At 60.3% G+C, this 26,061-nt stretch carries 30 protein-coding genes; 13 read left to right on the top strand and 17 right to left on the bottom strand.

Features of this window, described 5'->3' with window-relative positions; all coding sequences use genetic code 11:
- Positions 1 to 10: 10 nt before the first annotated feature.
- The 10 genes from pstB to ACMHLQ_RS23005 all read right to left on the bottom strand — a co-directional run bounded on the left by pstB (position 11) and on the right by ACMHLQ_RS23005 (position 9,560).
- On the bottom strand, positions 11 to 808 hold the full coding sequence (gene pstB / locus ACMHLQ_RS23050) for a phosphate ABC transporter ATP-binding protein PstB (protein WP_415402998.1): 798 nt from the start codon (positions 806 to 808) through the stop codon (positions 11 to 13).
- 9 nt (positions 809 to 817) lie between these two features.
- Positions 818 to 2,143, bottom strand: a complete 1,326-nt coding sequence (pstA, locus tag ACMHLQ_RS23045; RefSeq protein ID WP_415402997.1) for a phosphate ABC transporter permease PstA — start codon at positions 2,141 to 2,143, stop codon at positions 818 to 820.
- Positions 2,143 to 3,615: a phosphate ABC transporter permease subunit PstC gene (gene pstC / locus ACMHLQ_RS23040; protein WP_415402996.1), complete on the bottom strand. Its 1,473-nt coding sequence runs from the start codon at positions 3,613 to 3,615 to the stop codon at positions 2,143 to 2,145. The genes pstA and pstC overlap by 1 nt, the downstream gene beginning before the upstream one ends.
- A gap of 106 nt (positions 3,616 to 3,721) precedes the next feature.
- Positions 3,722 to 4,762 (bottom strand): substrate-binding domain-containing protein, encoded by a 1,041-nt coding sequence (locus tag ACMHLQ_RS23035; protein ID WP_415402995.1) that lies wholly within the window; start codon positions 4,760 to 4,762, stop codon positions 3,722 to 3,724.
- A gap of 119 nt (positions 4,763 to 4,881) precedes the next feature.
- Positions 4,882 to 5,946: a sensor histidine kinase gene (locus ACMHLQ_RS23030; RefSeq protein WP_415402994.1), complete on the bottom strand. Its 1,065-nt coding sequence runs from the start codon at positions 5,944 to 5,946 to the stop codon at positions 4,882 to 4,884.
- Between the two features lie 10 nt (positions 5,947 to 5,956).
- Positions 5,957 to 7,144 (bottom strand): trans-sulfuration enzyme family protein, encoded by a 1,188-nt coding sequence (locus tag ACMHLQ_RS23025; RefSeq protein ID WP_415402993.1) that lies wholly within the window; start codon positions 7,142 to 7,144, stop codon positions 5,957 to 5,959.
- Entirely contained in the window at positions 7,141 to 7,464 is a 324-nt protein-coding gene (locus ACMHLQ_RS23020; RefSeq protein WP_415402992.1) for a hypothetical protein, read from the bottom strand. The genes ACMHLQ_RS23025 and ACMHLQ_RS23020 overlap by 4 nt, the downstream gene beginning before the upstream one ends.
- Positions 7,464 to 7,991, bottom strand: coding sequence for a gamma carbonic anhydrase family protein (locus ACMHLQ_RS23015; RefSeq protein ID WP_415402991.1), 528 nt, complete (start codon positions 7,989 to 7,991; stop codon positions 7,464 to 7,466). The genes ACMHLQ_RS23020 and ACMHLQ_RS23015 overlap by 1 nt, the downstream gene beginning before the upstream one ends.
- Positions 7,988 to 8,641 (bottom strand): guanylate kinase, encoded by a 654-nt coding sequence (gene gmk, locus ACMHLQ_RS23010; protein WP_415402990.1) that lies wholly within the window; start codon positions 8,639 to 8,641, stop codon positions 7,988 to 7,990. The genes ACMHLQ_RS23015 and gmk overlap by 4 nt, the downstream gene beginning before the upstream one ends.
- A gap of 4 nt (positions 8,642 to 8,645) precedes the next feature.
- Positions 8,646 to 9,560: a YicC/YloC family endoribonuclease gene (locus ACMHLQ_RS23005; RefSeq protein ID WP_415402989.1), complete on the bottom strand. Its 915-nt coding sequence runs from the start codon at positions 9,558 to 9,560 to the stop codon at positions 8,646 to 8,648.
- Between the two features lie 237 nt (positions 9,561 to 9,797).
- Between ACMHLQ_RS23005 and ACMHLQ_RS23000 the strand changes: the two genes are divergently transcribed.
- The gene (locus ACMHLQ_RS23000; RefSeq protein ID WP_415402988.1) at positions 9,798 to 10,457 is read left to right on the top strand and encodes a PAS domain-containing protein; all 660 of its coding nucleotides are present in this window, start codon (positions 9,798 to 9,800) and stop codon (positions 10,455 to 10,457) included.
- A 73-nt stretch (positions 10,458 to 10,530) separates the two neighbouring features.
- Here the strand turns inward: ACMHLQ_RS23000 and ACMHLQ_RS22995 are convergent, their stop codons facing one another.
- A complete protein-coding gene (locus ACMHLQ_RS22995) occupies positions 10,531 to 11,904 on the bottom strand; it encodes a class II 3-deoxy-7-phosphoheptulonate synthase (RefSeq protein WP_415402987.1) in 1,374 nt (457 codons plus the stop codon).
- Positions 11,905 to 12,092: 188 nt separating this feature from the next.
- Between ACMHLQ_RS22995 and ACMHLQ_RS22990 the strand changes: the two genes are divergently transcribed.
- A complete protein-coding gene (locus ACMHLQ_RS22990; RefSeq protein ID WP_415402986.1) occupies positions 12,093 to 13,097 on the top strand; it encodes a GlxA family transcriptional regulator in 1,005 nt (334 codons plus the stop codon).
- A gap of 3 nt (positions 13,098 to 13,100) precedes the next feature.
- Here ACMHLQ_RS22990 and ACMHLQ_RS22985 read toward each other — a convergent pair whose 3' ends face one another.
- The gene (locus ACMHLQ_RS22985) at positions 13,101 to 13,511 is read right to left on the bottom strand and encodes a hypothetical protein (RefSeq protein ID WP_415402985.1); all 411 of its coding nucleotides are present in this window, start codon (positions 13,509 to 13,511) and stop codon (positions 13,101 to 13,103) included.
- Positions 13,512 to 13,998: 487 nt separating this feature from the next.
- On the opposite strand from ACMHLQ_RS22985, the gene ACMHLQ_RS22980 reads away from it, so the two are divergent.
- Positions 13,999 to 14,223 carry a hypothetical protein gene (locus tag ACMHLQ_RS22980; RefSeq protein ID WP_415402984.1) on the top strand — a complete coding sequence of 75 codons (225 nt, stop codon included), beginning with the start codon at positions 13,999 to 14,001 and terminating at the stop codon, positions 14,221 to 14,223.
- Here ACMHLQ_RS22980 and ACMHLQ_RS22975 read toward each other — a convergent pair.
- The 3 genes from ACMHLQ_RS22975 to ACMHLQ_RS22965 form a co-directional block, all read right to left on the bottom strand.
- Positions 14,170 to 14,901, bottom strand: a complete 732-nt coding sequence (locus ACMHLQ_RS22975) for an RlmE family RNA methyltransferase (RefSeq protein ID WP_415402983.1) — start codon at positions 14,899 to 14,901, stop codon at positions 14,170 to 14,172. The genes ACMHLQ_RS22980 and ACMHLQ_RS22975 overlap by 54 nt on opposite strands.
- Before the next feature lie 98 nt (positions 14,902 to 14,999).
- Positions 15,000 to 16,124, bottom strand: coding sequence for a Ppx/GppA phosphatase family protein (locus ACMHLQ_RS22970; protein WP_415402982.1), 1,125 nt, complete (start codon positions 16,122 to 16,124; stop codon positions 15,000 to 15,002).
- Between the two features lie 73 nt (positions 16,125 to 16,197).
- Complete coding sequence (locus ACMHLQ_RS22965; protein ID WP_415402981.1) at positions 16,198 to 16,929, bottom strand: sulfotransferase family 2 domain-containing protein; 732 nt, start codon at positions 16,927 to 16,929, stop codon at positions 16,198 to 16,200.
- Between the two features lie 155 nt (positions 16,930 to 17,084).
- On the opposite strand from ACMHLQ_RS22965, the gene ACMHLQ_RS22960 reads away from it, so the two are divergent.
- The 10 genes from ACMHLQ_RS22960 to ACMHLQ_RS22915 all read left to right on the top strand — a co-directional run bounded on the left by ACMHLQ_RS22960 (position 17,085) and on the right by ACMHLQ_RS22915 (position 24,481).
- Positions 17,085 to 17,381 carry a virulence factor gene (locus tag ACMHLQ_RS22960; RefSeq protein ID WP_415402980.1) on the top strand — a complete coding sequence of 99 codons (297 nt, stop codon included), beginning with the start codon at positions 17,085 to 17,087 and terminating at the stop codon, positions 17,379 to 17,381.
- A 30-nt stretch (positions 17,382 to 17,411) separates the two neighbouring features.
- Positions 17,412 to 18,338, top strand: a complete 927-nt coding sequence (locus ACMHLQ_RS22955; protein ID WP_415402979.1) for a methylenetetrahydrofolate reductase — start codon at positions 17,412 to 17,414, stop codon at positions 18,336 to 18,338.
- A gap of 12 nt (positions 18,339 to 18,350) precedes the next feature.
- Positions 18,351 to 19,430: a methyltetrahydrofolate cobalamin methyltransferase gene (locus tag ACMHLQ_RS22950; protein ID WP_415402978.1), complete on the top strand. Its 1,080-nt coding sequence runs from the start codon at positions 18,351 to 18,353 to the stop codon at positions 19,428 to 19,430.
- Positions 19,431 to 19,666: 236 nt separating this feature from the next.
- Positions 19,667 to 19,909 carry an STAS domain-containing protein gene (locus ACMHLQ_RS22945; RefSeq protein WP_415402977.1) on the top strand — a complete coding sequence of 81 codons (243 nt, stop codon included), beginning with the start codon at positions 19,667 to 19,669 and terminating at the stop codon, positions 19,907 to 19,909.
- Positions 19,906 to 20,271: a response regulator gene (locus ACMHLQ_RS22940; RefSeq protein WP_415402976.1), complete on the top strand. Its 366-nt coding sequence runs from the start codon at positions 19,906 to 19,908 to the stop codon at positions 20,269 to 20,271. Before ACMHLQ_RS22945 ends, ACMHLQ_RS22940 begins: the two co-directional genes overlap by 4 nt.
- A 28-nt stretch (positions 20,272 to 20,299) precedes the next feature.
- Positions 20,300 to 22,411, top strand: coding sequence for a chemotaxis protein CheA (locus ACMHLQ_RS22935; protein WP_415405340.1), 2,112 nt, complete (start codon positions 20,300 to 20,302; stop codon positions 22,409 to 22,411).
- A 1-nt stretch (position 22,412) separates the two neighbouring features.
- Positions 22,413 to 22,871 (top strand): chemotaxis protein CheW, encoded by a 459-nt coding sequence (locus ACMHLQ_RS22930; RefSeq protein ID WP_415402975.1) that lies wholly within the window; start codon positions 22,413 to 22,415, stop codon positions 22,869 to 22,871.
- On the top strand, positions 22,871 to 23,761 hold the full coding sequence (locus tag ACMHLQ_RS22925; protein ID WP_415402974.1) for a CheR family methyltransferase: 891 nt from the start codon (positions 22,871 to 22,873) through the stop codon (positions 23,759 to 23,761). The genes ACMHLQ_RS22930 and ACMHLQ_RS22925 overlap by 1 nt, the downstream gene beginning before the upstream one ends.
- Positions 23,748 to 24,134, top strand: a complete 387-nt coding sequence (locus ACMHLQ_RS22920) for a response regulator (protein WP_415402973.1) — start codon at positions 23,748 to 23,750, stop codon at positions 24,132 to 24,134. The genes ACMHLQ_RS22925 and ACMHLQ_RS22920 overlap by 14 nt, the downstream gene beginning before the upstream one ends.
- Before the next feature lie 68 nt (positions 24,135 to 24,202).
- The gene (locus ACMHLQ_RS22915) at positions 24,203 to 24,481 is read left to right on the top strand and encodes a hypothetical protein (RefSeq protein ID WP_415402972.1); all 279 of its coding nucleotides are present in this window, start codon (positions 24,203 to 24,205) and stop codon (positions 24,479 to 24,481) included.
- 33 nt (positions 24,482 to 24,514) lie between these two features.
- Here the strand turns inward: ACMHLQ_RS22915 and ACMHLQ_RS22910 are convergent, their stop codons facing one another.
- Both ACMHLQ_RS22910 and ACMHLQ_RS22905 read right to left on the bottom strand, forming a co-directional pair.
- Entirely contained in the window at positions 24,515 to 24,895 is a 381-nt protein-coding gene (locus ACMHLQ_RS22910) for a chemotaxis protein CheD (protein WP_415402971.1), read from the bottom strand.
- A 128-nt stretch (positions 24,896 to 25,023) separates the two neighbouring features.
- Positions 25,024 to 26,031, bottom strand: coding sequence for a chemotaxis protein CheB (locus ACMHLQ_RS22905; RefSeq protein ID WP_415402970.1), 1,008 nt, complete (start codon positions 26,029 to 26,031; stop codon positions 25,024 to 25,026).
- Between the last annotated feature and the right edge of the window lie 30 nt (positions 26,032 to 26,061).

The raw sequence follows: 26,061 nt of genomic DNA, 5'->3' as shown, positions 1-26,061 counted from the left end.
GGTCTGCTCCTTAGCCGATGCGGCCAGTGATGTAGCTTTCAGTGCGGGGATCGACGGGATTGGTAAAGATCTGGCCCGTCTCGCCGTATTCCACCAGATTGCCGAGGTGGAAAAAGGCGGTCTTTTGGCTGACGCGCGCGGCCTGCTGCATCGAGTGTGTCACGATGACAACCGAGTAGTTGGTGCGCAATTCGTCGATCAGTTCCTCGACCTGGGCGGTAGCAATCGGGTCAAGCGCCGAACAGGGTTCGTCCATCAGCAGCACTTCGGGCTCGGTCGCCACAGCGCGCGCAATGCACAGACGCTGTTGCTGACCACCTGACAGGCCTGTGCCCGGGGCGTGCAGCCGGTCCTTGACCTCATCCCAGATCGCGCCCCGGCGCAAGGATTTTTCAACGATTTCATCAAGTTCCGACTTGTTCTTCGCCAGCCCATGGATGCGGGGGCCGTAAGCGACATTGTCATAGATCGATTTCGGGAACGGGTTGGGTTTCTGAAACACCATGCCGACCTTGGCGCGCAACTGCACGGGATCCACCTTGGAGTCATAGATGTCCTGAGAGTCGATGCGAATATCGCCCTCGACCCGACACACATCAATTGTGTCGTTCATCCTGTTGATACAACGCAAGAAAGTCGACTTGCCACAGCCCGACGGGCCGATGAACGCGGTCACGGTCTTGTCCTCGATATCGACGCTGACATCCTTGATGGCATGCGTGTCGCCATAATAGACCTGCACGTCCTTGGCCGCGATCTTGACGTCGTTTGTTTCCACGTCTCTCTCCACAATTCTCATGTCGTTCATGGCGGCCCCCTACCAGCGGCGTTCAAAGCGGCGCCGCAGGATCACGGCAATGGTGTTCATAGTGATCAGGAACAGCAGCAGGATGATGATGCCACCCCAGGCCTTTTCGTAAAAGCCCGGATCGGCGCGGCTGGCCCAAGTGTAGATTTGTGCGGGCATGGCGGAGTTCGCATCCGTGAAGCCGGCGATGAACCCCTCGGGATACTCGCGGGCGACAAAGCCGACCATGCCGATCAACAGCAGCGGTGCAGTCTCACCTAGGGCCTGTGCCAGTCCGATGATGGTGCCCGTCAGGATGCCCGGCATGGCCAGTGGCAACACGTGGTGGAACACCGATTGCATCTTGGAGGCCCCTACCCCCAGCGCCGCGTCCCGGATCGACGGTGGCACAGCCGCAAGCGAAGCGCGGGTCGAAATGATGATCGTCGGCAGCGTCATCAGCGTCAGCACAAGGCCACCTACCAGCGGCGCCGATTGCGGCAGGCCCGCAAACTGGATGAACACGGCAAGGCCCAGGATGCCGAACACGATGGACGGGACAGCGGCGAGGTTCGAGATGTTCACCTCGATCAGGTCGGTCCAGCGGTTCTTGGGGGCAAACTCCTCAAGGTAGATCGACGCGGCGACCCCAATGGGCAGCGACAGGAACAACACCACCAGCATCATGAAGAACGACCCGATCACAGACGCGCCAAGGCCCGCGCCACCGGGGTTGTCCACGCCGGAATCAGTGCCGGTGATAAAGTTCCAGTTGAACGCGCCGTGGATGATGCCCGCATCATGCAGCGCATCGACCAGATCAAGGTCGCTCAGTTGCAGGAACCGGCTGTCCACCAGCGTTTCGCGGGTCACACGCCCGTTGAAATAACCATCCACGCGCGAGGAGGCTGCCAGTTCAAAGCTGACGGGTGTGCCCACATCGTCAGGGTTTTCCTGGAAATGGGACCGGATTGTTCCACCGGGCTTACCCACGATCCGCTCGATCGCCTTGGCGTCGAAAGCAACTTCGAACCCGCTCTCCTGCAACTGGCCCTGCAGGGCGGCGATAAAGATGTTCTCATAGGCCTTGGTCTTGAGCATCTTGCTCTCGGCCTCGTCAAACTGCTCTTGCGTCAGTGTGAATTCGATATCCAGAACGGTTTGCGTAAAGGCAGGAATGCCCGACCGGAGGATCGATCCGAACAGGAACAGAAGGAACAACAGGCCCACGCTGATCGCGGCAATGCCGTAGGCGCGGAACCGTTTTTCGGCTGCGTTGCGCTTGCGCGTGCGGGCGTCGGTGACCGTCAGTCCGCTTTTGGGTGCGGCGGCGTTATCCATGCTTGCGTCGGTCATTAGTCGTACTGCTCCCGATATTTGCGCACGATGTAGAGGGCAAAGACGTTGAGGCCGAGGGTCAGCACAAACAGTGTCATGCCCAAGGCAAAGGCGACGAGGGCCTCGGGCGAGGCAAAGTCGGCATCCCCCGTCAGCTGGCTCACGATCTTGGCGGTAATGGTTGTCATGGCCTCGAACGGGTTCAGGCTGAGCCGTGCCGCGGCCCCTGCCCCAAGCACAACGATCATGGTCTCACCAATCGCGCGGCTGGCTGCCAGCAGGATGGCACCCACAATACCGGGCAAGGCGGCGGGCAGGATCACCTGGCGGATGGTTTCAGACTGGGTCGCGCCAAGGCCGTAAGAGCCGTCGCGCATCGCCTGTGGCACCGCGTTGATAATGTCATCGGACAGTGAGCTGACAAAGGGGATCAACATGATGCCCATGACAAGGCCTGCCGTCATCACGGCCGTTCCGCCCGACATCCAGCCCAGCGTGTCCTTGCCGAACATGGACACCAGCAACGGGCCGACCGTCAACAGGGCAAAGAGGCCGTAAACGATGGTGGGGATCCCGGCGAGGATCTCGATTAGCGGTTTGGCGATGCTGCGCACACGCGGGCTGGCATATTCCGACAGGTAAATGGCGGAAAACAGACCGACAGGCACCGCCACCAACAAGGCGATGATCGAGATGTAGAATGTGCCCCACAACAGCGGCAGCACGCCGAGGTCAGAGGCCCCGCCCCGTCCCGAAAAGCTCGGCGCCCAGCGGGTGCCGAAAAAGAACTCGGACGCAGGATAAAGGCGGAAGAATTCGATCGTGTTGAACAGTAGAGCAAAGAGAATGCCGATGGTGGTCAGGATCGCGACCGATGCGGCAAACATCAGCAGGGCCAGAATGCCCTTCTCCACCACGTTGCGTGCGCGAAACGCCGCATTCGAGCGCATGAAGGAATAGGCGGCACCGCCAAAGGCGATCAGCACAACCACGATGCTCATGATCGTGTAGCCGGTGGCGTTCAGGGATCGGTACTGCTGCGCACCCACCAAAACGTCATCGCTGACAGTCGAACCCAGTGCCACGCCCACTTCGCCAAGCCGTTCGCGCACATCGGTGGCTTCGTTGCTGATCAAACGAGCCTCTTCGCGCGTCATGGCACCTTGGCTCACCGCAACGTCAAGGCCGTCCGCCACGCGACGCACGTCGCTCATCACGAGGCCCAGCGAACCACCTTCGGCAACAGCACTGTCGGGCAGCAGGTCAAGAACGCGGGAATTGACGTAGATCGGTTGCGCCAGCAGCCAGACGATCAGCACGGCAAAGGCCGGGACAATCGTCCACATCGCGACGTTCGCGCCGTAATAGCTGGGGAGGGAATGCAGGCCGCGGCTGTCACCACCGGCGCTGTTCAACGCGCGCTGGCGCCCAAGAACATAACCGATCGCTGAAACCGCAAGAATGCTGAGGACGAGCCAGGAGAGAGTCATGACGGCTCCGATATGCGCGAAAAATAGGGATGCCCTGGCAGAGGGCAAGAGAGCAGAGTGGTGTGTGGGGGCGGCGCGGACGCCACCCCCGGAAAGCGTGGCGCGATCAGCTGCCGCCGCCCATTGTGGCTTCGGCATCGACTGCTGCCTGGGTGGCAGACAGTTCAGGGTCAGCAACCAGACCGTAGGCCGACAGCGGGCCATCGGGGCCGGCAATCTCGTCCGCGACAAAGAACGACGCGTACTCTTTCAGGCCGGGGATAACGCCGATATGCGCTTTCTTCACGTAGAAGAACAGCGGGCGCGACACGGGGTATTCACCGGTCGAAATGGTCTCGGTCGACGGTGCAACACCGCCCATTGTGGCCACTTTCAGCTTGTCTGTGTTGTTCTCGTAGAACGCCAGACCGAAGATGCCGATGCCGTTGGGGTTGGCGTCGATACGTGCCAGCGTCTCGGTGTAGTCACCGTCGATGTCGACCGACTTGCCGTCCTGGCGCACGTCGATGCAGGCATCTTCCGCGTCATCTTCGGACATGCCACCCGCGATCATCGCTTCCATGGCGCCTGTGGCTTCGCAGCCTTCCAGCAGCACCTTGTCTTCGAACACTTCACGTGTGCCGTGCTTGGTGCCGGGGATGAAGGCGACGATGTCAGCGGCAGGCAGCTCGCTGTTGAAGTCGGCCCATTGCTCGTGCGGGTTGTCGACGATGGCGCCGTCAACGAGGACCTTGGAGCCCAGGGCGTTGAAGATGTCCGAGGGTTCGAATGCGTTGTAGGCCGGGCCGTTGATTTGCGAGGCAAACACGATGCCGTCATAGCCGATGCGCACTTCGATGATGTCGGTCACACCCGCTTCGGCACAGGCCTTGATCTCTTTGTCGCGAATTTTGCGCGAGGCGTTGGCCACGTCGATGGTGTTTTCGCCAACACCTTCGCAGAACCGCTTGAGGCCCGAGGATGAACCACCCGATTCCACAACCGGTGTCGGGAAGTCGAAGTTTTCGCCAAAGGCTTCGGCCACGATCGAAGCGTAGGGCAGAACGGTGGACGAACCAGCGACTTGAACCTGGTCACGCGCCACAGCGGCGGTTGCAGCAACAGCCGAAATGGCCAGCGCCGATGTGGTGAGTTTCACAAAGGACATGAATGTCTCCTGTCTGAGAAAGTATCGTGATCCCCCCCATGAGGATCTTGCCGCCCGTCTAGGCAGTCCGCGCAATGCTTTTGTGACAAGTTCGTAACAGTTTTATGACAAGGGCTGACTTACCCCTGCGTCACCTGAAAGTTTTCCTGCATTGGCAGGATCACGGTAAAGGTCGCCCCCTCGCCCAGCACGCTCTCGACCCGCATTCGCCCACGGTGGCGGTTGATGATGTGCTTGACGATGGCCAGCCCAAGCCCGGTGCCGCCAAGCGCGCGACTGCGGTGGTCGTCGGCGCGATAAAAACGCTCCGTGATGCGCGGCAAATGCACGGGATCGATGCCGGGGCCGTAATCCACTACTTGAATCCGCACGCCGGGGGCGCGCAGCCCAGGCTCTCGCGGGCTGGTCATCATGCGCACGGTCACGCGCCCGCCTGCCCCGCCATATTTGATCGCATTCTCGATCAGGTTCGTGAACACCTGCTTGAGCTGGTCGGCATCCCCGTTCAACTGCACCGGAGCGTCGCCAAACTCCGGCTCGATCACAACACCGGCCTCGGTGGCAAGCGACCGCAGGGTGCGAAGTGTCGAATCGAGCACATCATTCAAGACCACGGTTTCGGTCGGCCGCACCCGCTCGTCCCCCTCGACCCGGTTCAGTGACATGAGGTCACCGACCAGACGGTTCATGCGCTCGGCCTCGTCCTGCATGATATCCAGAAACCGCTCGGCCGCCTTGGGGTCGTTCCGGGCCGGTCCGCGCAAGGTCTCGATAAACCCCATGAGGGCGGTCAGGGGTGTGCGCAGCTCGTGGCTGACATTGGCCACGAAATCGCGACGCATCTGGCTGGCCTGTTCGACATGGGTTACATCCTCGAAGGTCAGGATCGCAGTCCCGGCCCCGATGCCTTGCACAGCCCGGCAACTGACGCGAAACGTCGTGTCCTGTGCGCCGTCGTTGCCCAGATAGCGGGTTGTGCGGGGCCGCCCATCTGTCAGCGTCGCCTCGATTGCATCCAGCAGCGCGGGCTGGCGCAGCATGGTCACATAGTTGCGCCCGATGGCCTGTTGCCCGATCAGGGTCAGGGCCTCTGCGTTGGCCGCGGCGATCCGTTCAGAGGCGTCGATAGACAGCGCGGGCAAAGGAATGGCCGACAGGATCGCCTCAAGCACGTCATCGCCCATTGCGCGTGTCCTACTCCGTCGCCGCCTGAATGGCGGCTGTGAACACATCGCACAGGGCGCTTGGGTCCTCCAAACCGACCGAGACTCGGAAGAACCCTTCGGACATGCCCAGTTCAGCCCGTTTCTCGGCGGTCAATGCGCGATGCGAAGAGGACGCAGGATGCGAAATCGTGGTGCCCACATCGCCCAGTGTCGGCGCAAAGCGCAACCCTTCGGCACCGCGCGCCAGTGCATTGGCGGCGGCCCGATCCCCTTCGATCTCGAAGCTGACCATGTTGCAGTAATGGCCCTTCAGCAAGGCTTCAGCGCGGTGGTGATCGGGATGGTCGTGGCGCGCTGGGTAGATCACCCGCTTGACCCCTGCGAGACCCGCCAGGTGGTCGGCCAACTGCATGGCCGTGGATTGCGCCCGATCAAAGCGCAACTCGAAACTCAGCATACCACGCTCGGCCAGCCAGCAGTCAAAGGGGCTGGGGGTCATGCCCGCCGTCACCGTAAAGACGCGCAGCCGGTCATTCAGCGCCTGATCGCGGGCCGCCACATAGCCAAGCATGACATCCGAATGCCCCGCCAACAGCTTGGTGATCGAGTGGATCACGATATCCGCCCCGTGATCGAAAGCACGGAAGGCGCGCGGCGTGGTGAACGTGTTATCGACCACCAGCAGAACACCCGTTTCCTTGGCCAGCGCCGAGAGCCCGAGAATGTCGGCAACCCGCAAGGTCGGGTTCGACACGACCTCGACCAGGATCAGCTTGGTCTCGGGCCGGATGGCGGCGCGCACGGCCTCCACATCGCCGGGATCGACCATCGAGGTTTCGATGCCAAGACGCGGCAGGTCTTCGGACATCATGCGCAAGGAACGACCATAGAGTTGATTGCCCCCGATCACGTGATCGCCCGCTTGCGTGAGGCCCAGCAGAACGGCCGAGACCGCTGCCATCCCGCTGGCGGTCACGACGCCCATATGCGGTGCCCCCTCCATCCGGTCGATGGCCTGTGCGACCACATCGGCATTGGGATGCCCCTCGCGGCTATAGGTGTAGCCGTGCAGATCGCCCTCGTATTGCGCATCCAGCATGTCGGGCGTGTCCGAGGCGTAGACGACCGAGGGGCTGAGCGGGGTCACAACCGGGTGCGACGCACTCTCTGGCAGCGGCGTGGGGCGCATCAGCGATCCTGTGGTATTCTTGGTCATGTCAGGAATTCCGTGTGATAGCCCGGCCCGCTGAACCCGATATCGACACTCAGCCAGCAGGGGCGCGGCAAATGGGCAGCGATCAGCGCGACGATGTCCTGCTGCAAGGCGGCAACAAACACGGCACCGCGATGCGGCTTGGGCAGCAGCGACACAGACGCCTTGAGATGGGTGTGGTGGAACGTGGGCGCAGGATAGGCCCGCCCCTTCGTCTCTCCAGACCCATCATCGTGGCGCAGGATACAGGCCTCGATCTCGGCCAGAATGGTGTGGACGTCTATGTCGAGGTCGGACGAATAGCTCAGTTCGCAATGCGGCATCAGCCCACCACCTCGGTCATCGTGTCACGAAAGCGGCGCATGTTGTCCTGGTAATGAAGGGCTGAGGCGCGCAGGCCCTGAATGGCAGCGTCATCAAGGTCGCGGACAACCTTGCCCGGCACGCCCATCACAAGCGATCCATCCGGTATCTCCTTGCCTTCGGTGATCAGCGCCCCTGCCCCGATCAGGCAGTTCTTGCCGATCCTGGCGCCGTTCAACACCGTGGCCCCCATCCCGATAAGGGAATTCTCACCAATCGTGCAGCCGTGCAGCATGACCTTGTGGCCGATGGTGCACCCCACCCCGATGGTCAGGGGAAAGCCTGCATCGATATGCATCACGCAGTTTTCCTGCACATTCGTGCCTGCCCCGATCCGGATTTCCTCGTGATCGGCCCGAATGGTGCAGCCGAACCAGACGCTGGCCCCCTCTTCCAAAACAACCTGGCCGATCAGGTTGGCATCCGGTGCAACCCACGTGTCGGAATAGATGTTGGGGCGCTTGTCGCCCAATGCGTATAGGGTCATTCCAGCTCCTCGAATTGGGTTTGCAGCAGGCGGACATGATCGGTCAGGTCGGGCTGCTGCAAACGGCGCAGGCGCGTGGCCTTGATGATGGTTTTAAGCTGATCCTCGGTGTGGTCCAGATCGTCATTGACCAGAACGAAATCATAGCTGTCCCAGCGGCTGATCTCGTCCCAGCTTTTGCGCATCCGCTTTTCGATGACCTCGTCGCTGTCCTGTCCCCGGCTGACCAGACGGCGGTGCAATTCGGTGATCGAAGGCGGCAGCAGAAAGATCGACAATGTGTGTGCGCCAAGGGCAGAGTTGCGGATCTGCTGCGCGCCCTGCCAGTCGATGTCGAACAACACGTCGCGCCCGGCATTGATGGCGTCCTCGACGGGGCGTTGGGGCGAGCCATAGAAGTGTCCGAAGACATGAGCATGCTCCAGCATCTCGCCGCGCGCGACCATGCCTTTGAAATCCGCCTCGGATGTAAAGTGATAGTGCTGCCCGTCGACTTCCCCTGGGCGGGCCTTGCGTGTCGTGCCCGAAACGGAAAAGGCGATGTCGTTGTCCCAGGCGCGCAAACGGGTCGCCAATGTGCTTTTGCCTGCGCCAGATGGTGAACTGAGGATGATCAGCAGGCCACGGCGTTTGATTTGGTCGGTCGTCATGAGCCTATTCCACGTTCTGTACTTGCTCGCGCATCTGGTCGATCAACGCCTTGAGCGCGAGGCCGACACGGGTGAGGTCCGCGTTCTGCGCCTTGGAACACAGCGTGTTTGCCTCGCGGTTGAATTCCTGCATCAGGAAGTCGAGCTTGCGCCCGACCGGCCCGCCATCCCCCAACAAATCGCGCGCGGCCTTCACATGGGCATGCAGGCGGTCGATTTCCTCGGTCACATCAGCCTTTACGGCCAGCAGCGCCAGTTCCTGCGCCACGCGGTCCGGGTCAGCGCCGTCGGCATTGTCCAGAACACGGGCAAGGTTGCGTTTCAGGGCGTCGGCCACTTCGGCCTTGCGCGCTTCGGCCAGTACCGCCGCCTCTTCGGTCAGTGCTGCCACGTCGCTCAATTGCGCTTGCAACACTTCGAGCAGGGCCGTTCCTTCGCTTCGGCGCATGGCGTCAAAAGCGGCGAGGAGGTCCGGCAATTCCGCCAGCAGCGCCGCGCGCAGCGGCACAGGGTCGTCCTGTGTGACGCCCTGTTCCATCACGCCGCGCATCGCTGCAATGTCACTGGCGCGCGAGGGGGCAAGCGACAGGCCCTGCTCCATCGCCTCGGCCTCGATCTCGAGCAGGCCCGCGATCATCGCCTTCATCTGGGCGGTGTTGAGGGTGACGGCCGCGACCGCGTCATCGCGTGAGACACGCAGGGACAAGGTCAGGTTGCCCCTGTGCGCGTGGGCGCTCACCAACGGGCGGACCGCCGCCTCGAGCCCATCGATCCAGTCGGGCACACGCAAGCGCAGATCAAGCCCCTTGCCGTTCACGCAGCGGATGTCCCACGACCAGCGGAACGGGTCCATTGCACCGGTTCCGGCGGCAAAGCCGGTCATCGAGCGCAATGGGGTCGCTTTGGAAGTTTTGGTCATGAAACTGCGTTTAGGGCCTCCAGCAGACCCAAGCAAGCCAAAGCCTGCCCGCGACAGTGCCCGCTCACCTGCACGGCGCGAGGTTAACCAATCGTTAGGATATCGCACAAAAGGCCGGGCGAATTTGATACATATCGTGCCAAGCCTAGGCACAGTTTCGCCGGGTCCCGTCTAAAGAGTGAGTGAAAGACGCAAGCGATGGACAAATCAGACCTGAACACGCAGAATATAATAGCCATGACAGAGTTTAGCGCAGACATCGGATATTCCGCCCTTTCCCAGGTCGAAGCCTACTGGGACGGGCTGCGCGGCGCGCGGCTGATGCCCAAGCGCTCCGAGATTGATCCGCGCGGGATCGAGTCGGCTTTGGAATACACTTTTGTGCTGGAACGCATCGCGCCCGGCATGGCACGCATCCGCATTGCGGGCAGCCATCTGAGCGATCTGATGGGCATGGAAGTGCGCGGCATGCCGTTGACGTCGCTGATCACACCACCGTGCCGTCGCCAGATCAATGATGTGCTGGAAGACGTGTGCCAGCGCCCCGCCGTGTGCGAGCTGCGCATGAGCGCCGAGATTTCCGCGACCAAGCCGCACCTGGACGCGCGACTTATGCTGTTGCCGCTCAAGAGCGATCTGGGCGACGTCAGCCGCATCCTAGGCTGCATGATCGCGCAAGGCGAGATCGGCCACACCCCGCGCCGCTTTGACGTGGTCGGGGCCAAGATCCGGGCCATCACTGCGCCCTCGACGCTCCCTGCCCCGCCGAAACCAACGCCCGCATCGGCACGTGCCGAAGCCTTCAAGGCCGGATTTGCAGAACCCGCAGCAACGTTCAAAAGCCGCACCCCGCGCCCCGATGTCCCCTATCTCAGGGTTGTGTCGTCGGACGACTAAAGTCTGAACACCAAAGAAAAAGGGCGCTTGGCCAGACCAGCCAAGCGCCCTTTTTGCGTTTGTTTCTTGCGCCTTAGCCCGCGGCGCGTGCCTTGGCGCGGGTATTGCGCAGGTTCGACAACTCTTCCGCAACTAGGAATGCCAGTTCCAGCGATTGCGACGCATTCAGCCGTGGATCGCAGGCCGTGTGGTAACGGTCGCTCAGATCTTCTTCGGTGACGGCGCGCACGCCACCGGTGCATTCGGTCACGTCCTGGCCGGTCATCTCGAAATGCACACCACCCGGCGTTGTCCCTTCTGCCGCATGCACCCCGAAGAATTCGCGCACTTCACGCAGCACGGAATCGAAGGGGCGCGTCTTGTAGCCCGTCGACGATTTGATCGTGTTGCCATGCATCGCGTCGCAGACCCAGACCACGTCGGCACCCTCTTCGCGCACCGTGTTGATGAGACGCGGCAGATGCTCACCCACCGATCCGGCGCCAAAGCGCGCGATCAAGGTCAGGCGGCCCGCTTCGTTTTCGGGGTTCAGCTTGGCCATCAAAAGCTTGAGGTCTTCGGATGTCATGCTGGGGCCGCATTTCAGACCGATGGGGTTCTGCACGCCCCGTGCGAATTCCACATGGGCGCCGTCAGGCTGACGGGTGCGGTCGCCGATCCAGATCATGTGGCCGGACCCGGCCAGCCATTTGCCCGAGGTCGAGTCGATCCGCGTCAGGGCCTCTTCATACTCGAGCAGCAGAGACTCGTGGCTGGTGTAGAACTCGACGCTTTCCAGTGTGTGCGCCTGTTCATTGGTCACGCCAGCCGCCTTGATGAAATCGAGCGTGTCGCTGATGCGGCCCGCCATCTCGCGGTAACGCTCGGCCTTTTCGCCCTCGGTAAAGCCAAGAGTCCAGCCATGCACCTGGTGCACGTCGGCATAACCACCCGTCGAAAACGCGCGCAACAGGTTCAGCGTGGCCGCCGCCTGCGTGTAGGCCTGCAACATCTTTTGCGGGTTCGGAATGCGGGATTCCGGGGTAAAGGCCAGATCGTTGATGATATCACCGCGGTAGCTTGGCAGTTCCATGCCATCGACCGTTTCAGTCGGGGCCGAACGCGGCTTGGCAAACTGGCCCGCCATGCGGCCAACCTTGATCACCGGCACCTTGGCGCCGTAGGTAAGCACGATGGCCATTTGCAGCATCACCTTGAACGTGTCGCGGATGCTGTCCGCGCTGAACTGGTCAAACGCCTCGGCGCAGTCCCCGCCTTGCAGCAGGAACGCGTCACCACGGGATGCATCGGCGAGATGTGCCTTGAGCCGCCGCGCCTCGCCTGCAAATACCAACGGTGGATATTTGGAGAGTTGCGCCTCGACCGCGTTCAGTGCCGCAGTGTCGGTATAATCGGGCATCTGGATCCGGGGCTTGGCGCGCCAGTCAGATTTCGTCCAATCGCTCATCTTGTCTCTCCGCAAAATATGTTAGCGATCCCATGATCGCGGACCCTCTATACAAAAGCAGCTTGGCAGTGACCATATCACAAATGCGCCCTCTTGACGTGGCGTTTGCCGCATGGTCATGCTCCGCGTCAGGCTGAAAACATGGATGGTCCGATGGGGCTGCCCGCCAGATCAGGAACACTGCCGCGATGTCCACCACGCGCCCGGCCATACAGACCCGCCAAGAGGTCGACAAACCCAAACGATTTGTGTTTGTACTGCTCGACAATTTTACCTTGCTTTGCTTCTCCGCGGCACTTGAAAGTCTGCGCATCGCCAACCGTATGGCCGAAAAAGAGTTGTATAGCTGGCGCATCATCGGGGATGGCGGCGACATCGCCTATTGCTCGGCCGGAACCGGGTTCAAGCTGGATGGCGATCTGGACGAAGTGACCCGCGACGATGTGGTGATGATCTGCGGCGGGATCGACGTGCAGGCGGCCACGACAAAGCGGTTGTTGGGCTGGTTGCGCCGCGAGGCGCGCAAGGGCGTGCCCGTCGCCGGCCTGTGCACGGCCGCCTACACATTGGCCAAGGCCGGGTTGCTGGATGGCAAGCGCGCCACGATCCACTGGGAAAATCAGGACAGCTTTTCCGAGGAATTCCAGGATGTTGAGCTGACCAAATCCGTCTTTGTGGTGGATGACAAGCGTCTCACCACGGCGGGCGGCACCTCGTCCATTGATCTGATGTTGAAACTGATTGCCGACGACCATGATGAGCAATTGGCAAACGCGGTTGCCGACCAGCTGATCTATTCCTCGATCCGGACGGATCAGGACACGCAGCGCCTGTCGGTGCCCACCCGCATCGGTGTGCGCCACCCCAAGCTCAGCCAGGTCATCCAGATCATGGAACAGAACATCGAAGAGCCGATCAGCCCCTCGATCCTGGCCAAGGATGTGGGGATGTCCACCCGCCAGCTTGAACGCCTGTTCCGCCGTTATCTCAACCGCAGTCCCAAGCGCTACTACATGGAGTTGCGCCTGCAAAAGGCGCGCAACCTGCTGATGCAGACGGATATGAGCGTGATCAACGTGGCGCTTGCCTGTGGTTTTGCCTCACCTTCGCATTTTTCCAAATGCTACCGCGCGCATTACGACACAACACCCTACCGCGAGCGCGGCACACATGCGGCCCGCTTGTCGATCTGAGACCTAGAACCGATCAAGAATGGGTTTGGGTGAGGAGTTGATCAGGAACTCCATCACGACAACCTCCGTCCCACGATGGTGCAGCAGGGCGTAGTAGTAGATGTAAGTCGTTGAGTTCACCCAGAATACCCTGGCTTCCTGCTCAAACTGGTCTGAAAGCTTGACCTTCTTGAAAAAGGCCGTGTTTTCTAAATCACGGCGATAAATCCCGTCAAACTGGCGCTGAAAGCCTGCCAATTGTTCTTGGGTGTGTTCATCTCGCCCACCCATCCGCAGGATAAGGGGTATGAAGTCGCGCGACATCATGTGTTTGTTCACATAGGTTTCGTAGTCTTCATAGGACGTGAACAGGGAGTCCTGCGCGGCAAGCACTCCGGGCCAGAGAAACAGGCAGGCAATCAGAAAACGGCGCATCGAAAATCATCCTTCTCAAACAGGTTCAGGAAGGGTAGCGGGCGTACTTGCGGTTGTGAAGCGTTTAGGCCTTGGCCGAAAAGATGCCATCGAGGTTCCATTCACCTGCCGTTTTTGCGCGATATGCTTCGCGGTCATGTGGCTATTTGATGAAAACACTCCACGACACATGCGCCTGTTTGAACTGATCCGTCAGCAGGAATTGTGCCGACATGCGCAAGGCTGGCATTCGGAGTCTTGCAGCGCCGAACGTACAGAGGGCGTCAGGCAGCGGGCGCTGGCCTCACTCAAGCGGTGAGTGTGGAGCGCTCAATCCCTGCGGGAAGCGTTTGCCCATATGGGTGGCAGGCAGGCAGATAAACCATACGAATGCGTATTAACTGCCTTGCAGCCTCGCAGTGAAAAGGGCAAAATTACAGGGTCTGCCATATGCTTTTGCCTGCCAGCTTTAGCCAAACATTAAGCCGTTTGTCGGTATCTGCTGCCCATGTCCCTGCACCACCTCAAGAACCCGCGTCATACCCGTATTTTCGAGCTGCTGCGCCAGAACGATGCGGCCATCGACACGTCCGAACAGATCAAGGCGCATCCGGTACGGCCCCTGAGTGTCGCGGATGTGGATACGCTCAAGCGCGTGGCGCTGAAGTCGCTTGTGCGCTCAGACGTCGGCCTGGTCGGCGCGAAACCCGGTCGCAACAACAAACTTTTCTGAACTGTCGGATCGCGATGCGGGCGGCTTGACGTTGGCCACCTTGGTGAAACGCTGTTTCAGCAGCTTTTGCAGGCTGCCCTCGGCCCCGCCCGCCAGAACCTTGGCCACAAAGGTGCCGCCATCATCCAGAACGTCGAATGCGAAATAGGCGGCTGCCTCGCACAGGGAAATGATGCGCAGGTGGTCGGTCTGCTTGTGACCCGAGGATGAGGCCGCCATATCCGACATCACCACGTCCGCCTTGCCACCCAGCCATTCCTTGACCTGCACATCGGCGTCATCTTCCATAAAATCAAGCTGATGCAGCTCACAGCCCGCGATGGGCTCCATCTCTTGCAGGTCGATCCCAAGGATCGTGCCCACGGCCTTGCCCGAGCGTTCGTTGAGCGCATTGACCCGCTTGACCGCGACCTGGCACCAGCCACCGGGGGCGGCCCCGAGGTCCACGACCCGCGCACCCGGCACGAGAAAGCGGAACTTGTCGTCCAACTCGAGGATCTTGTAGGCCGCGCGTCCGCGATACCCCTCGGCCTGGGCGCGTTTGACATAAGGGTCGTTCAACTGCCGCTGTAACCACCGGGTGGACGACAGTTTCCGACCACGCGCCGACTTGACCTTGACCTTGAGGTCACGCTGTCCGCGCCCGGATGTGTTCTTGCCTGTGGGTGTCTTGGCCACGTCGCCACCTTTCGTTTGATCCGTCCCGATACAGGCCGCGCATGCCCACATCAAGACACCCTATCTAGGATACCACCCGCGCCATTACATGCCCTGCGTCAGACAGATTGTTCGTCCAGCACACCATCCGCGCTCATCTGCGCATATAGCAGCCCCTCGCGCAGGCCGCGATCCGCCACCGACAGACGGTCCGTCGGCCAGCAGCGCATCATCGCTTGTAGAATGGCCGCGCCCGACATGATCAGCGCGTGCCGATCCGACCCGATGCGAGGATCGGCCCGACGCCCGCCGGGGCCCATGGTGAGGTAGGTGCGGATCACCGTGTCGATCTGTTCGGAGGTCATGCGCAGCCCGTCCACCTTGGTCCGGTCATAGCGTTTCAGCCCCAGATGCGAGGCCGCAACCGTCGTGACGGTGCCAGAGGTGCCCACGATCTGAAACCGCTCGGTCGGTTCGGTCGCGTGATAGGGCGAAAAATCGGCGAGGTTCTCTTCGAAATACCAGCTCATCAGGGCAAAACGCGCAGCGTCATCTTCGACATCGTTGAATTGCTCGCGCAGCGTGGCGACCCCAAGGGGCACGCTGATCCAGTCGACCACCCGCGCTTCGGGCACGTCACCGACCGATTTGATAAAGCCCGAATGCAGGCGCATGATCGCCTGTGGCCGGTCGCGCTGCGGCACGGCAGACAGATCCAGCCAGACCAGTTCAGTCGACCCGCCGCCGATATCGACCACCAGCAGGTTTTCCGTCTTGGGGCTGACCAAGGGCGCACAAGAGATCACGGCAAGGCGTGCCTCTTCCTCTGGTTCGATGATGTCGAGGCGCAGGCCGGTTTCGCGGTGCACCCGCTCGATGAACTCCTTGGCATTCACGGCACGACGACAGGCCTCTGTTGCCACCAGACGCATGCGGCGCACCTTGTGACGCTTCAGCTTTTGCTGGCAAATCCGCAGCGCCTGTACCGTGCGCGTCATTGAACCACGCGACAAACGCCCGGACCGCTCAAGCCCCAGCCCAAGCTGCACGGATTTCGAGAAACTGTCGATAACGTGAAACCCCGCGCCTCGCGGCTCGGCGATCAACATACGACAACTGTTCGTGCCCAGATCCAGCGCGGCATAAAGCTCGGGCGATCCTGGGGCACGCGGCACGGGCTGAGGCCCCTGTCCCGGGCCCCGTTTGTTTAACGCGCCCGCACCTTGGGGACGCTTTGGCGCCATCTTTCGCGCCTTTCATATCGAGTTACCCGAACGATATGACCTGCAGCGCTATCGCGCAAGGGGGTGGCGCGGGTCAGGCCGCCACCGCAAAGGACTTTCTTTCGAACGGGTTAGAGAACAACGCGCCAAGATGCTCGTACTCATCGGCAAGATGTGCCCTGAGCACCCGGTGCGTTTCCGGCGCAAGGTCACTCAATGTCAAAGGCGCCTGGCTCGAGTTGAAATGCGGGATGTCGACCTGTTGTCCGATATGCGCACTCAGATCGGCACCGAGATGCGGCAAGTCCGAGGTGCGGTAAACCTTGCTGTACCGGCTCAGATCGTGGCCCGTGAACACCAGTTGAGGCAGCGCGTGATGCTTGATCACCGACGAGGCAGAGGTGTAGCTGGACAGGTTCTGAAAGAAAAAATCAGCGTCCGGATCGGCTGGCAGCGCCACGCGCTCCTGCCTGATATTGCGACAGTTATGCAGCTCGTTAAGGCCCTGCACCCTGTTTGTGTAGACCGCCAGCAACCGTTTCACCGGGTCGCGCACAACCGTAAATCGGAAATACCCCTGCGCCCGCGCCCAGCGATGCATGCGAAAGCGCTGCGTCGGATAAATGCCATGCACTTCTTTTTGCCCGAAGGCTGCGGCATCCCATATGTCAACCGCTGGATCAACCGACGCCAGCGCCGCCTTGACCGAGGAACACGCCGCCTTTGGAACGGCCATGTATGCCAGTGTGAGGGGATCGACCCGAATAACCATTTCAACCTGCTCGATGTTTTTTATGAATTTTTTGAAGTTTACCGCATCGCTCATTTCCGCGAAGGGTTCAGGGGATGATTTTACGCGCCTGTTGCAGATGCGACTCACGTTGTCTGTGCGCGTCGCAACAGTCGCTGCATTTGTCGAAAACAAGCCGCGGCAATCCGGTCGCGTGCCGTATTCAGGGCCAACTGCCATGGAGGAATCACATGCCTGACGTCACCATCGTCTACTGGCGCGACATCCCCGCCCAAGTGATTGTGGGCAAAGGGCGTCGTGGCTCTAAACGGCAATTGGCCGAACGCTTTGAACAGGCTATCGACCGCGCCGCGATGAAGGTGAACGCCAAGGATGCCGACGCCTATCTGGCAGAGTGGCGCAAGGCCGCCCCCTACCCCATGGACGGTGATCCCGATGCCGTGGCCGAGGCCGAAGCGGTGCGCCTGGAGACGGAATATGACACCGCGCGCATCAAGGCGCTGATCGACAACGAAGGCTGGGCATAGCGCCCGCATCCTGAACACGGAGGTGCCGTTATGGCATTGCTGAACTTCAAGAAAGACACCGGGCCCGTGGCCGGCACACTCAGCCCCGAAGTCGAAGCCTTCCTGCAAGGCTACTCGATAGAGGTCATGCCGCGCACCGCGCAAAAGGTCGAAAACTTCGGTGACATCCTGCCGGCAGGCACCCGTGTCTACATCGCCCATATCGAAGGCACGCCAATCGAGGACATGGTTGCCACGGCCAAGCGGCTGAATGCCGAGGGTTTTCCGGTCATGCCACACTTTCCCGCGCGCATCATCAAGGATGCAGCGACCCTTGCCGACTGGATCGCGCGCTACCAGGGCGAGGCGAATGTGGATCAGGCATTGCTGCTCGCCGGTGGTGTCGACAAGCCCCACGGTGATTTTCACAGCTCGATGCAGCTGCTCGAAACCGGAGCCTTCGACGCGGCAGGCTTCAAGCACCTGCATGTCGCGGGCCACCCCGAGGGCAACAAGGACATCGACCCCGATGGCAGCATGAAAAATGTCGATGAGGCGTTGCGCTGGAAACAGGACTTTTCCAACCGCACTGACGCGCAGATGGCGCTGGCCACCCAATTCGCGTTCGAGGCCGCGCCGATCATCGCCTGGGCCGATGGCCTCAAGGCCGCAGGCATCGACCTGCCGATCCACATCGGCATTGCCGGCCCGGCCAAGCTGCAGACCATGATCAAGTTCGCGATTGCCTGCGGTGTCGGCGCCTCGTTCAAAGTGCTGCAAAAGCGCGCCAAGGATGTGACCAAGCTGCTGCTACCCTTCGAGCCTACGGATGTGATCAGCCAACTGGCCGCCCACAAGGCCGCAAACCCCGACTTCAACATCACCCAAGTGCACTTTTTCCCGCTGGGCGGGATCAAGACCAATGCCAATTGGGCCATCGAGAATGGTGGCGCGTCCGCCGTTCCAGCCAACGCCTAAAAGGACCCTGAAATGGTACGCACTGTCGTCGAATCCAAGACCAAGACTGCCCTAATCGGCTTTGACCAGCCCTTTTGCGTGATTGGCGAACGCATCAATCCCACAGGCCGCAAGGTCCTGAACGAAGAGCTGGAGCGCGGCGACTTTTCCCGCGTCGAGGCGGATGCCGTGGCACAGGTCGCCGCCGGTGCCACCATTCTCGACATCAACTCCGGCGCTGTGTTTTCCAACAAGATGGCCGAAGATCCGCGTTATGCCGACAACAACTTTGTCGAACCAACGCTGATGAAGGAACTGGTTGAGCGTGTACAGGCGGTCACCGATTGCCCGCTCTGCATCGACAGCTCGGTCCCCGGCGCGCTGGAAAACGGGCTGGCCGCTGCCGAGGGGCGCCCGCTTCTGAACTCGGTCACCGGCGAGGAAGAGCGGCTGGAACTGGTTCTGCCCCTGGTCAAGAAGTACAACGTGCCCGTGGTGGCGATTTCAAACGATGACACCGGCATTTCCGAAGACCCCGATGTGCGCTTTGCTGTTGCCAAGAAAATCGTGGAACGCGCCGCCGATTTCGGCATTCCGGCCCATGACATCGTGGTTGACCCGCTGGTGATGCCCATCGGCGCGATGGGCACCGCAGGTTTGCAGGTCTTTACCCTTGTGCGCCGCTTGCGCGAGGAACTGGGCGTGAACACGACCTGTGGTGCCTCGAACATCTCCTTTGGGCTGCCCAACCGGCACGGCATCAACAACGCGTTTCTGCCAATGGCCATGGGGGCTGGCATGACGTCGGCCATCATGAACCCCGTCGCCCTGCCCGTCGGCCCGACCAAGATCGCGGAAAAGCGGGCCGAAATCGAAGCCGCCGGCGTTGTTCTGCCCGCGGGCATGGATGACGAAACGCTTGTGCAGCTCTTTGGCCTTGGATCGACCAAGCCGCGCGCGGGCAAAGAGATGGAAGCGATCCGGGCGGCCAACTTCCTCACCAACAATGACGAGGGGGGCGGTGAGTGGATCAAGTTCAACCGCGTCGCCCCGAAAGCGGGCCACGAAGGCCGCGGTCGCGCCGGGCGCACCGGTGGGCGCCGCCGCGCCTGACGCAATTCCCATACCGTGACGGAAACCCCGCGCCGAATACGGCAGCGGGGTTTTCTATGCGCGCCGCACTTCGAAAAATCGTCAGCACTGAAAATTCAGTAACGCCGTCTTAACAGAGCGTCCGCTACACCAACCCGCGATTGGGTTGGATGCGGAGATGCGCGATGCGGAAACAAAAACTGGCGATTGTGCGGGGCTCGGATGCCTGAGCATATTTCACTTCCCCCCGGCTGGACGTGTCCGTCGTGACTGATCTGGCGCGTCAGCTTTCGGTTGCATCCGACGGAGGGCAGATCGAACTTGATGCCTCCAACGTCTCTCACATGGGTGCGCTCGGCACACAGCTTATCCTGTGCGCGTCGCGCACTGCGCGTTCCGCAGGAGGAAGCGTCAGCTTTGTCGCCATCAGTGATCGCGCCACCAACCAACTGGCCGCAATGGGCCTGACCCCAACCATGCTTTCGGAGGGTGCAACATGAGCCTCGAAATTCTGGCCGTCGACGACAGCCGCACGATGCGTGACATGATCCGCCTCGCCCTCGAACCTGCCGGGTTCACCGTGCATACCGCCGATGATGGCGTCCATGGAACCGAAGTGTTGGGTGAAATTGCACCGGACGTGATCATCACGGATATCAACATGCCGCGCATGGACGGGTTCGGCTTTATCGACGCTGTGCGCCACAAAACCGATTACCGTACGACCCCCATTCTCGTGCTCACAACCGAGGCGGCGCCGGAACTCAAGATGCGTGCGCGTGCTGCTGGCGCGACAGGTTGGATCGTCAAGCCGTTTGACCCTGTCAAACTGGTCAAGGCATTGCAGATGGTTGCGGGATAGGACGGCATTCGTGGCGCCAGTTGATCCCATGACCGAAATCCGCGCCTCCTTCTTCATTGAGTGCGAAGAGCTGTTGGAAGCGATGCAGGACGGCCTGCAGATGATGGAAGACGGCACTGCCGACGCCGACATGGTGAATACCGTGTTTCGGGCCGTACATTCGATCAAGGGCGGCGCTGGCGCTTTTGGTCTGGAAGCAATCGTGCGCTTCGCGCACCGCTACGAGACCGTGCTTGACGCCGTGCGCGCCGAAAGGATCTCGGTCGACCCTGAACTGGTAAAGCTGTTCTTTCGCGCCAGCGATCACCTTGCCGATCTGGTGCGCGCATCCCGTGACAGCACCGAAATCCCTGTTGCACAGGGCGAAGCGCTGGTGGTTGCGCTGGATACCTACACCGAAGCTGATGCAGCGCAGGCGGATGAGGAGGTTGAGATCGACTTTCAGCCCTTGCGGCTGGATTTGAGCCTGGATTTTGAAGACGCGGATGAGGATGATGCCCCACAATCTCCGTGTTTCGAGATATACTTTGCCCCAGACACAGAGATGTTCGAGAATGGCAACGACGCGCCCTCAATCCTGCGCGCCCTGGCGAACCTGGGGGACTGCGAGGTCTCATGCGACGCATCGAAGCTGCCCGACTTAGGCAAACTTGCACCGGAAACATGCTACCTCAGCTGGACAATTCACCTCACCACGGATGTAGATGAGGCGGAAATCGCGTCGATCTTCGAGTTTGTGGAAGGGCTATGTATCTACACGATCTCAAGATCAGAGGCGGCGCCCAAAGACGATGTCACAACAGCCGTGGCCACGCTGCCGGACTTGGAAGCGGGCGAAACTGCACAGATGCCGGACAGTCCGCAGCCTGCGCCTGCGCAAGCGGAGCCCCCAAAGGACGCAGCGCGCCCTACAACATCACTGCCGAACCCGGCACAATCCGTCGTACGCGTCGATCTGGATCGGATCGAACGGCTCGTTAATCTTGTGGGGGAGTTGGTGATCAATCAGGCCATGCTCGCGCAAAGTCTGCAAAGCGCAGGCCTCTCGCCTCACTCCGATGCCATGAACGGTCTGGAAGAGTTTCAGCGCCTCACCCGCGACATTCAGGACAGTGTCATGATGATCCGCGCCCAGCCCGTGAAATCGCTCTTCCAGAGGATGTCGCGGATCGTCCGCGAATCCTCTGCCGCCGTTGACAAGGACGTGCGCTTGATAACCGACGGCGAAACAACCGAAGTCGACAAGACCGTCATTGAGCGGCTCGCCGACCCGCTGACGCATATGATCCGCAACGCCGTCGATCACGGGCTTGAAACGACCGAAAACCGGCTGGCCGCAGGTAAATCGACTGAGGGTCAGGTAAGGCTGAGTGCAGCGCATCGGTCGGGGCGGGTTATTATCGAAGTGGCCGATGACGGTGGCGGGATTGATCGCGCGCGGGTCCTGCAAATTGCGATCGACAAAGGGTTGGTGCCGGCAGATGCCCCGCTAAGTGACACTGAAATCGACAATCTCTTGTTCCTGCCCGGATTTTCGACGGCCAGCACGGTGTCTGACCTGTCCGGGCGCGGGGTCGGTATGGACGTTGTGCGGACGGCCATCCAGGCGCTGGGAGGGCGGATTTCCATAACATCCGAACAAGGTGTCGGCACGACATTCTCGATTTCTCTGCCCCTGACACTGGCCGTGCTTGACGGTATGGTGGTGGAGGTTGCGCAGGAAACCCTGGTCCTTCCTCTGAACATGGTTGCCGAAACTCTCACCCTGACGGATGCCAACCTCAACGCGATCCAACCCGGTGTAGATGTTGTGCGGGTACGCGACGGGTTTGTCCCGCTCTTTGATCTTGGGTTTCATCTTGGCTATCGGGACAAGCTCGACTCACTTGTGGACGCCGTCGCACTTTTGATTTCTCACGAAGACGGGCGGCTCGCCGCGTTGATCGTTGACGAAATCCAGGACCAAAGGCAGGTCGTTATCAAGGGGCTCGACGATACGTTCTACCGCGCGCCGGGCATCGCCGCGGCCACCATTCTCGGTGACGGTCAAATCGCCCTGATTCTCGACCCATCCGACATCATTGCCCAAAGCGCAGACCCCACTATCAGCGCTGCGGCTCCCCTGAAAGCGGAGGCTTGAAATGGCCGAAAACCAAGACATGGACCCGGTAGAACTGCTGACATTCCAGCTGAGCGATCAGGAATACGCCCTGGACATCATGTCCGTGCGGGAAATTCGCGGCTGGACCAAGGCAACACCGTTGCCACATGCGCCCAGTTTCATGCGCGGGGTGATCAACCTGCGCGGCACGGTCCTCCCCGTCATGGATCTGGCCGAGCGTCTGGGCCTGCCACCACGCGCACATTCCGATCGCAACGTGATCATCGTGGTAAAGCATGACGAGGTGATGACCGGTCTGCTTGTCGATGCGGTCTCCGACATCATCGCCCTGAATGTTTCCGACATGCAGCCCCCGCCTGACGGCGCAACGCAAGGGGCGCTGAGCGTTATCAAGTCGCTGACCTTGATCGACGAGCGCATGATCCGGGTTCTGGACTTGCCCAATATTGTCGTTTTTTCACAAAGTGATGCTGCCTGATGATCAACGGCGGCGCCCAGGCGATCTTGCACAAGCGCGAATTCGATGCGCTGGCTGCACTGGCTTACCGCGAAAGCGGACTAAAGCTGGCGCCGGAAAAGATGCTGATGGTCCAGTCACGTCTGCGCCACAGGTTGCGCGCCCTGACCCTTTCGGATTTTGAGACCTATGCAGAGTTTGTCTGTTCTTCCGACGGGTTTTCGGAACGTCGATACCTGATTTCCGCATTGACCACCAACGTGTCCCACTTCTTCCGCGAGCGACATCACTTTGACCTGTTGCAGCAGGCTCTGCAGCCTGTTTTGCAAGACCGCGTACGATCTGGGCAACGAATCCGGATCTGGTCTGCAGGATGTTCAAATGGGCAGGAGCCGTATTCCATCGCGATGCACTTGTTGCGAGCGGAGCCTGATCTGGCAGGAGTAGATTTTCGGATTCTGGCAACAGACATTGACCCACGCGTCGTCGCGTACGCACAGAGGGGTGTATATACGGCACAGCAAGCGTCGAGTTTACGCGAGGCGCACATCGACGAATTCACACAACCTGACCAAGACTCGAATTGCGTTGCAATCTCAGAGCAGGTCAAGGCCTGCGTGACATTCCGAGAGCTGAACTTGCTGTCGGAATGGCCAATGCGGTCACAATTTGATGCGATTTTTTGCCGAAACGTTGTCATTTACTTCGATTCCTCGACCCAAAACCGCCTGTGGCCACGATTTCATAACGCCCTGAAAGAAGATGGGATGTTCTTCCTGGGGCATTCCGAACGCATCGCCGAACCTGCGTCTCGCGGGTTCCGATCGATCGGGCCAACGGCCTACACGAAGGTTTCGAAACAAACATACATGCCAGCAGGCGAGAAAGGGGACATTCATGGCACTTCGTGATCAAATCCGCATCATGGTGGTGGATGACATGTCGACCAGCCGCGGCATCATCAGCCAGAGCCTGGACAGCTTCGGCATACGCCATGTCTCCACTGCGGAAGATGGCGCAAATGCGCTGCAGATACTGGCGAAAGCACCCGTGCACCTGGTAATTTCAGACTACAACATGCCAAACATGGACGGGCTCAAGCTGCTCCACAATTTGCGCAGTGCACCGAAGACGAAAGGCATTGGTTTCATTCTCATCACAGGGCGCGCAGAGCAGCAGATTATTGATTACGGGCGCAAACTCGGAATGAACAACTATCTGAAAAAACCCTTTGAAGCGACTGATTTGCGCAAATGCATCGAGACTGTCGTCGGACCACTTTGATGCCAGAGAGCAGTGCGCGCAGTGACGACAGTGTCGTTTTGGAAAACATTGCCGCGCATCTCAGAAGGATGGCCGATGAATTTTCAGGCCTTGGCAATGCTGTGTCTGTGGTGGTGCAGGCAGATAAAACCGCTTGTCTGTCGCCGGAGCACATAACGCAACTTCAGAAAATCGATCACTTGCATCAGTCGCTGCAGGATTTGGCCCGTTTGAGCGATGCTTTAGCCACCAGCGGCACAAATCGGCTGGCAGTGCTCAAGCAGCTGAAAATGGAAACGACGCGTGGATTGCTGGACGGCGTGCCGCCGTCCGAACAGACTGTCACAGGGAGCGTTGACTGGTTCTGACCTGCCCGTGAGTGCGCTCTCGCAACACGTAGACTAGAAGAACTCGATCCCGTTATCGCGCTTCATGGGTGCTTCGATCTCAACTTCGCGCACCGTCACATCTGTCAGCTTTTGCATCACGCGCCCTGTTGCCGGCCAGAACCGTACATTGCGTGCCCTGCTCCCTCCCAACGATTGGGTCACGAGCGATATGCCCTCTTGCCGCAAAAACGAGACAGTGAATTCGGCATTTTGCGCGCCGATGTCAGACAGCCCCGTCACCATTCTGGCGCCTCCAAAAGCCTTGGCTTGCAAGCGACTGCGCTTCGCGCCCAGCTTGATCAAGGTGTTGATCAGGATTTCCATCGCATTGATCCCTGACAGCGTCCGCGCAGTCTCGCCCGCCGACGGCTTGGTCAGCAGCATATGGTTCATCCCGCCAACTCCAGCCAATGGATCCCAGAGACAACAGGAAACACACGACCCCAACAGGGTGGAAATTACGACGTCCGGGTCCTGGCCCGTCGCATATTCACCTTGCGTTATGTGCAATCTATGCTCTGTCATCCTGCAACCTGCCCAATGGTTGGTTCTGCCATCCGCGAAAGCGCAATTTTACCAATCTGATCAATGTCCGCTTCTTCTTCCGACGCGTTCATCGCAAGGGCCGCGCCGGGCATGCCATAGACCACGCAGCTGGATTCCGATTGCCCGATCGTGCGCCCTCCATTTTGACGCAAGGCCAGCATACCCTTGGCACCGTCACTGCCCAAACCTGTGAGGAGCAGTGCCCCGACCTGTCTGGCCCACGGGGTGGCGGACGCAAAAAGCACATCGACCGACGGGCAGAATGCGTGATCATATCGCCGCGGGACATCTTGGATGTGCCAGGCATTGCTGTGCCACGTCACGCATGTTTGGCTGTCCCGGGATGGGGCGAGTCTGATATCTCCCGTCGACAGCCGCAGGCCGTTACTTGAAAAACCAACGTTGTGTGGCCCCTGCCGGTCGAGCCGTTTGACGAAACTTTCAAGGAAGCTTTGCGGCATGTGTTGGGCAATCACAATTGGTGGACAGTCGGCCGGCATTTGTTTCAAAACAGTTTCAATCGCGGCTACGCCACCCGTCGAGGCACCGATCAGCAGGATCTTTCCATAAAAGCTGCTGCTTTTTTCTTCCTCCTTGGCGCCCGCCACGTTTTCCCCACTGGCAGCGGCGACGATGGTGTCACAAAGCGCTTGCATCGCATCGGGGGTTGGTAGACTTGGCTTGGCAACGCAGCACGCAGCGCCGATTTCCATGGCGTGTCGGGCATACAGGCTATCGCTGCTGATTGATGCGGCAAGCATGACCACAGGCATCGGTCGCAAGCGCATCAAATGTGCTAGGAACTCTAGGCCATTCATGCCGGGCATTTCGACATCCAGGGTCAGAACATCAGGATTGGTCGCCTTGATGACTTCGCGCGCTTCCTGGGCCGACCCGGCCATGCCGACCAGATCGAGGCGCTTGTCCTTTGCGATTACGCTGCTCAGCCACCGGCGCATGGTGATCGAGTCATCGACCACCACGGTTTTGAAAGCGTTGGACCGCCCCGATGG

Origin of the sequence: Tateyamaria algicola, from assembly GCF_047715485.1 — a bacterium.
Classification (GTDB): domain Bacteria; phylum Pseudomonadota; class Alphaproteobacteria; order Rhodobacterales; family Rhodobacteraceae; genus Tateyamaria.
This window is presented reverse-complemented; position numbering and strand designations above follow the sequence as displayed.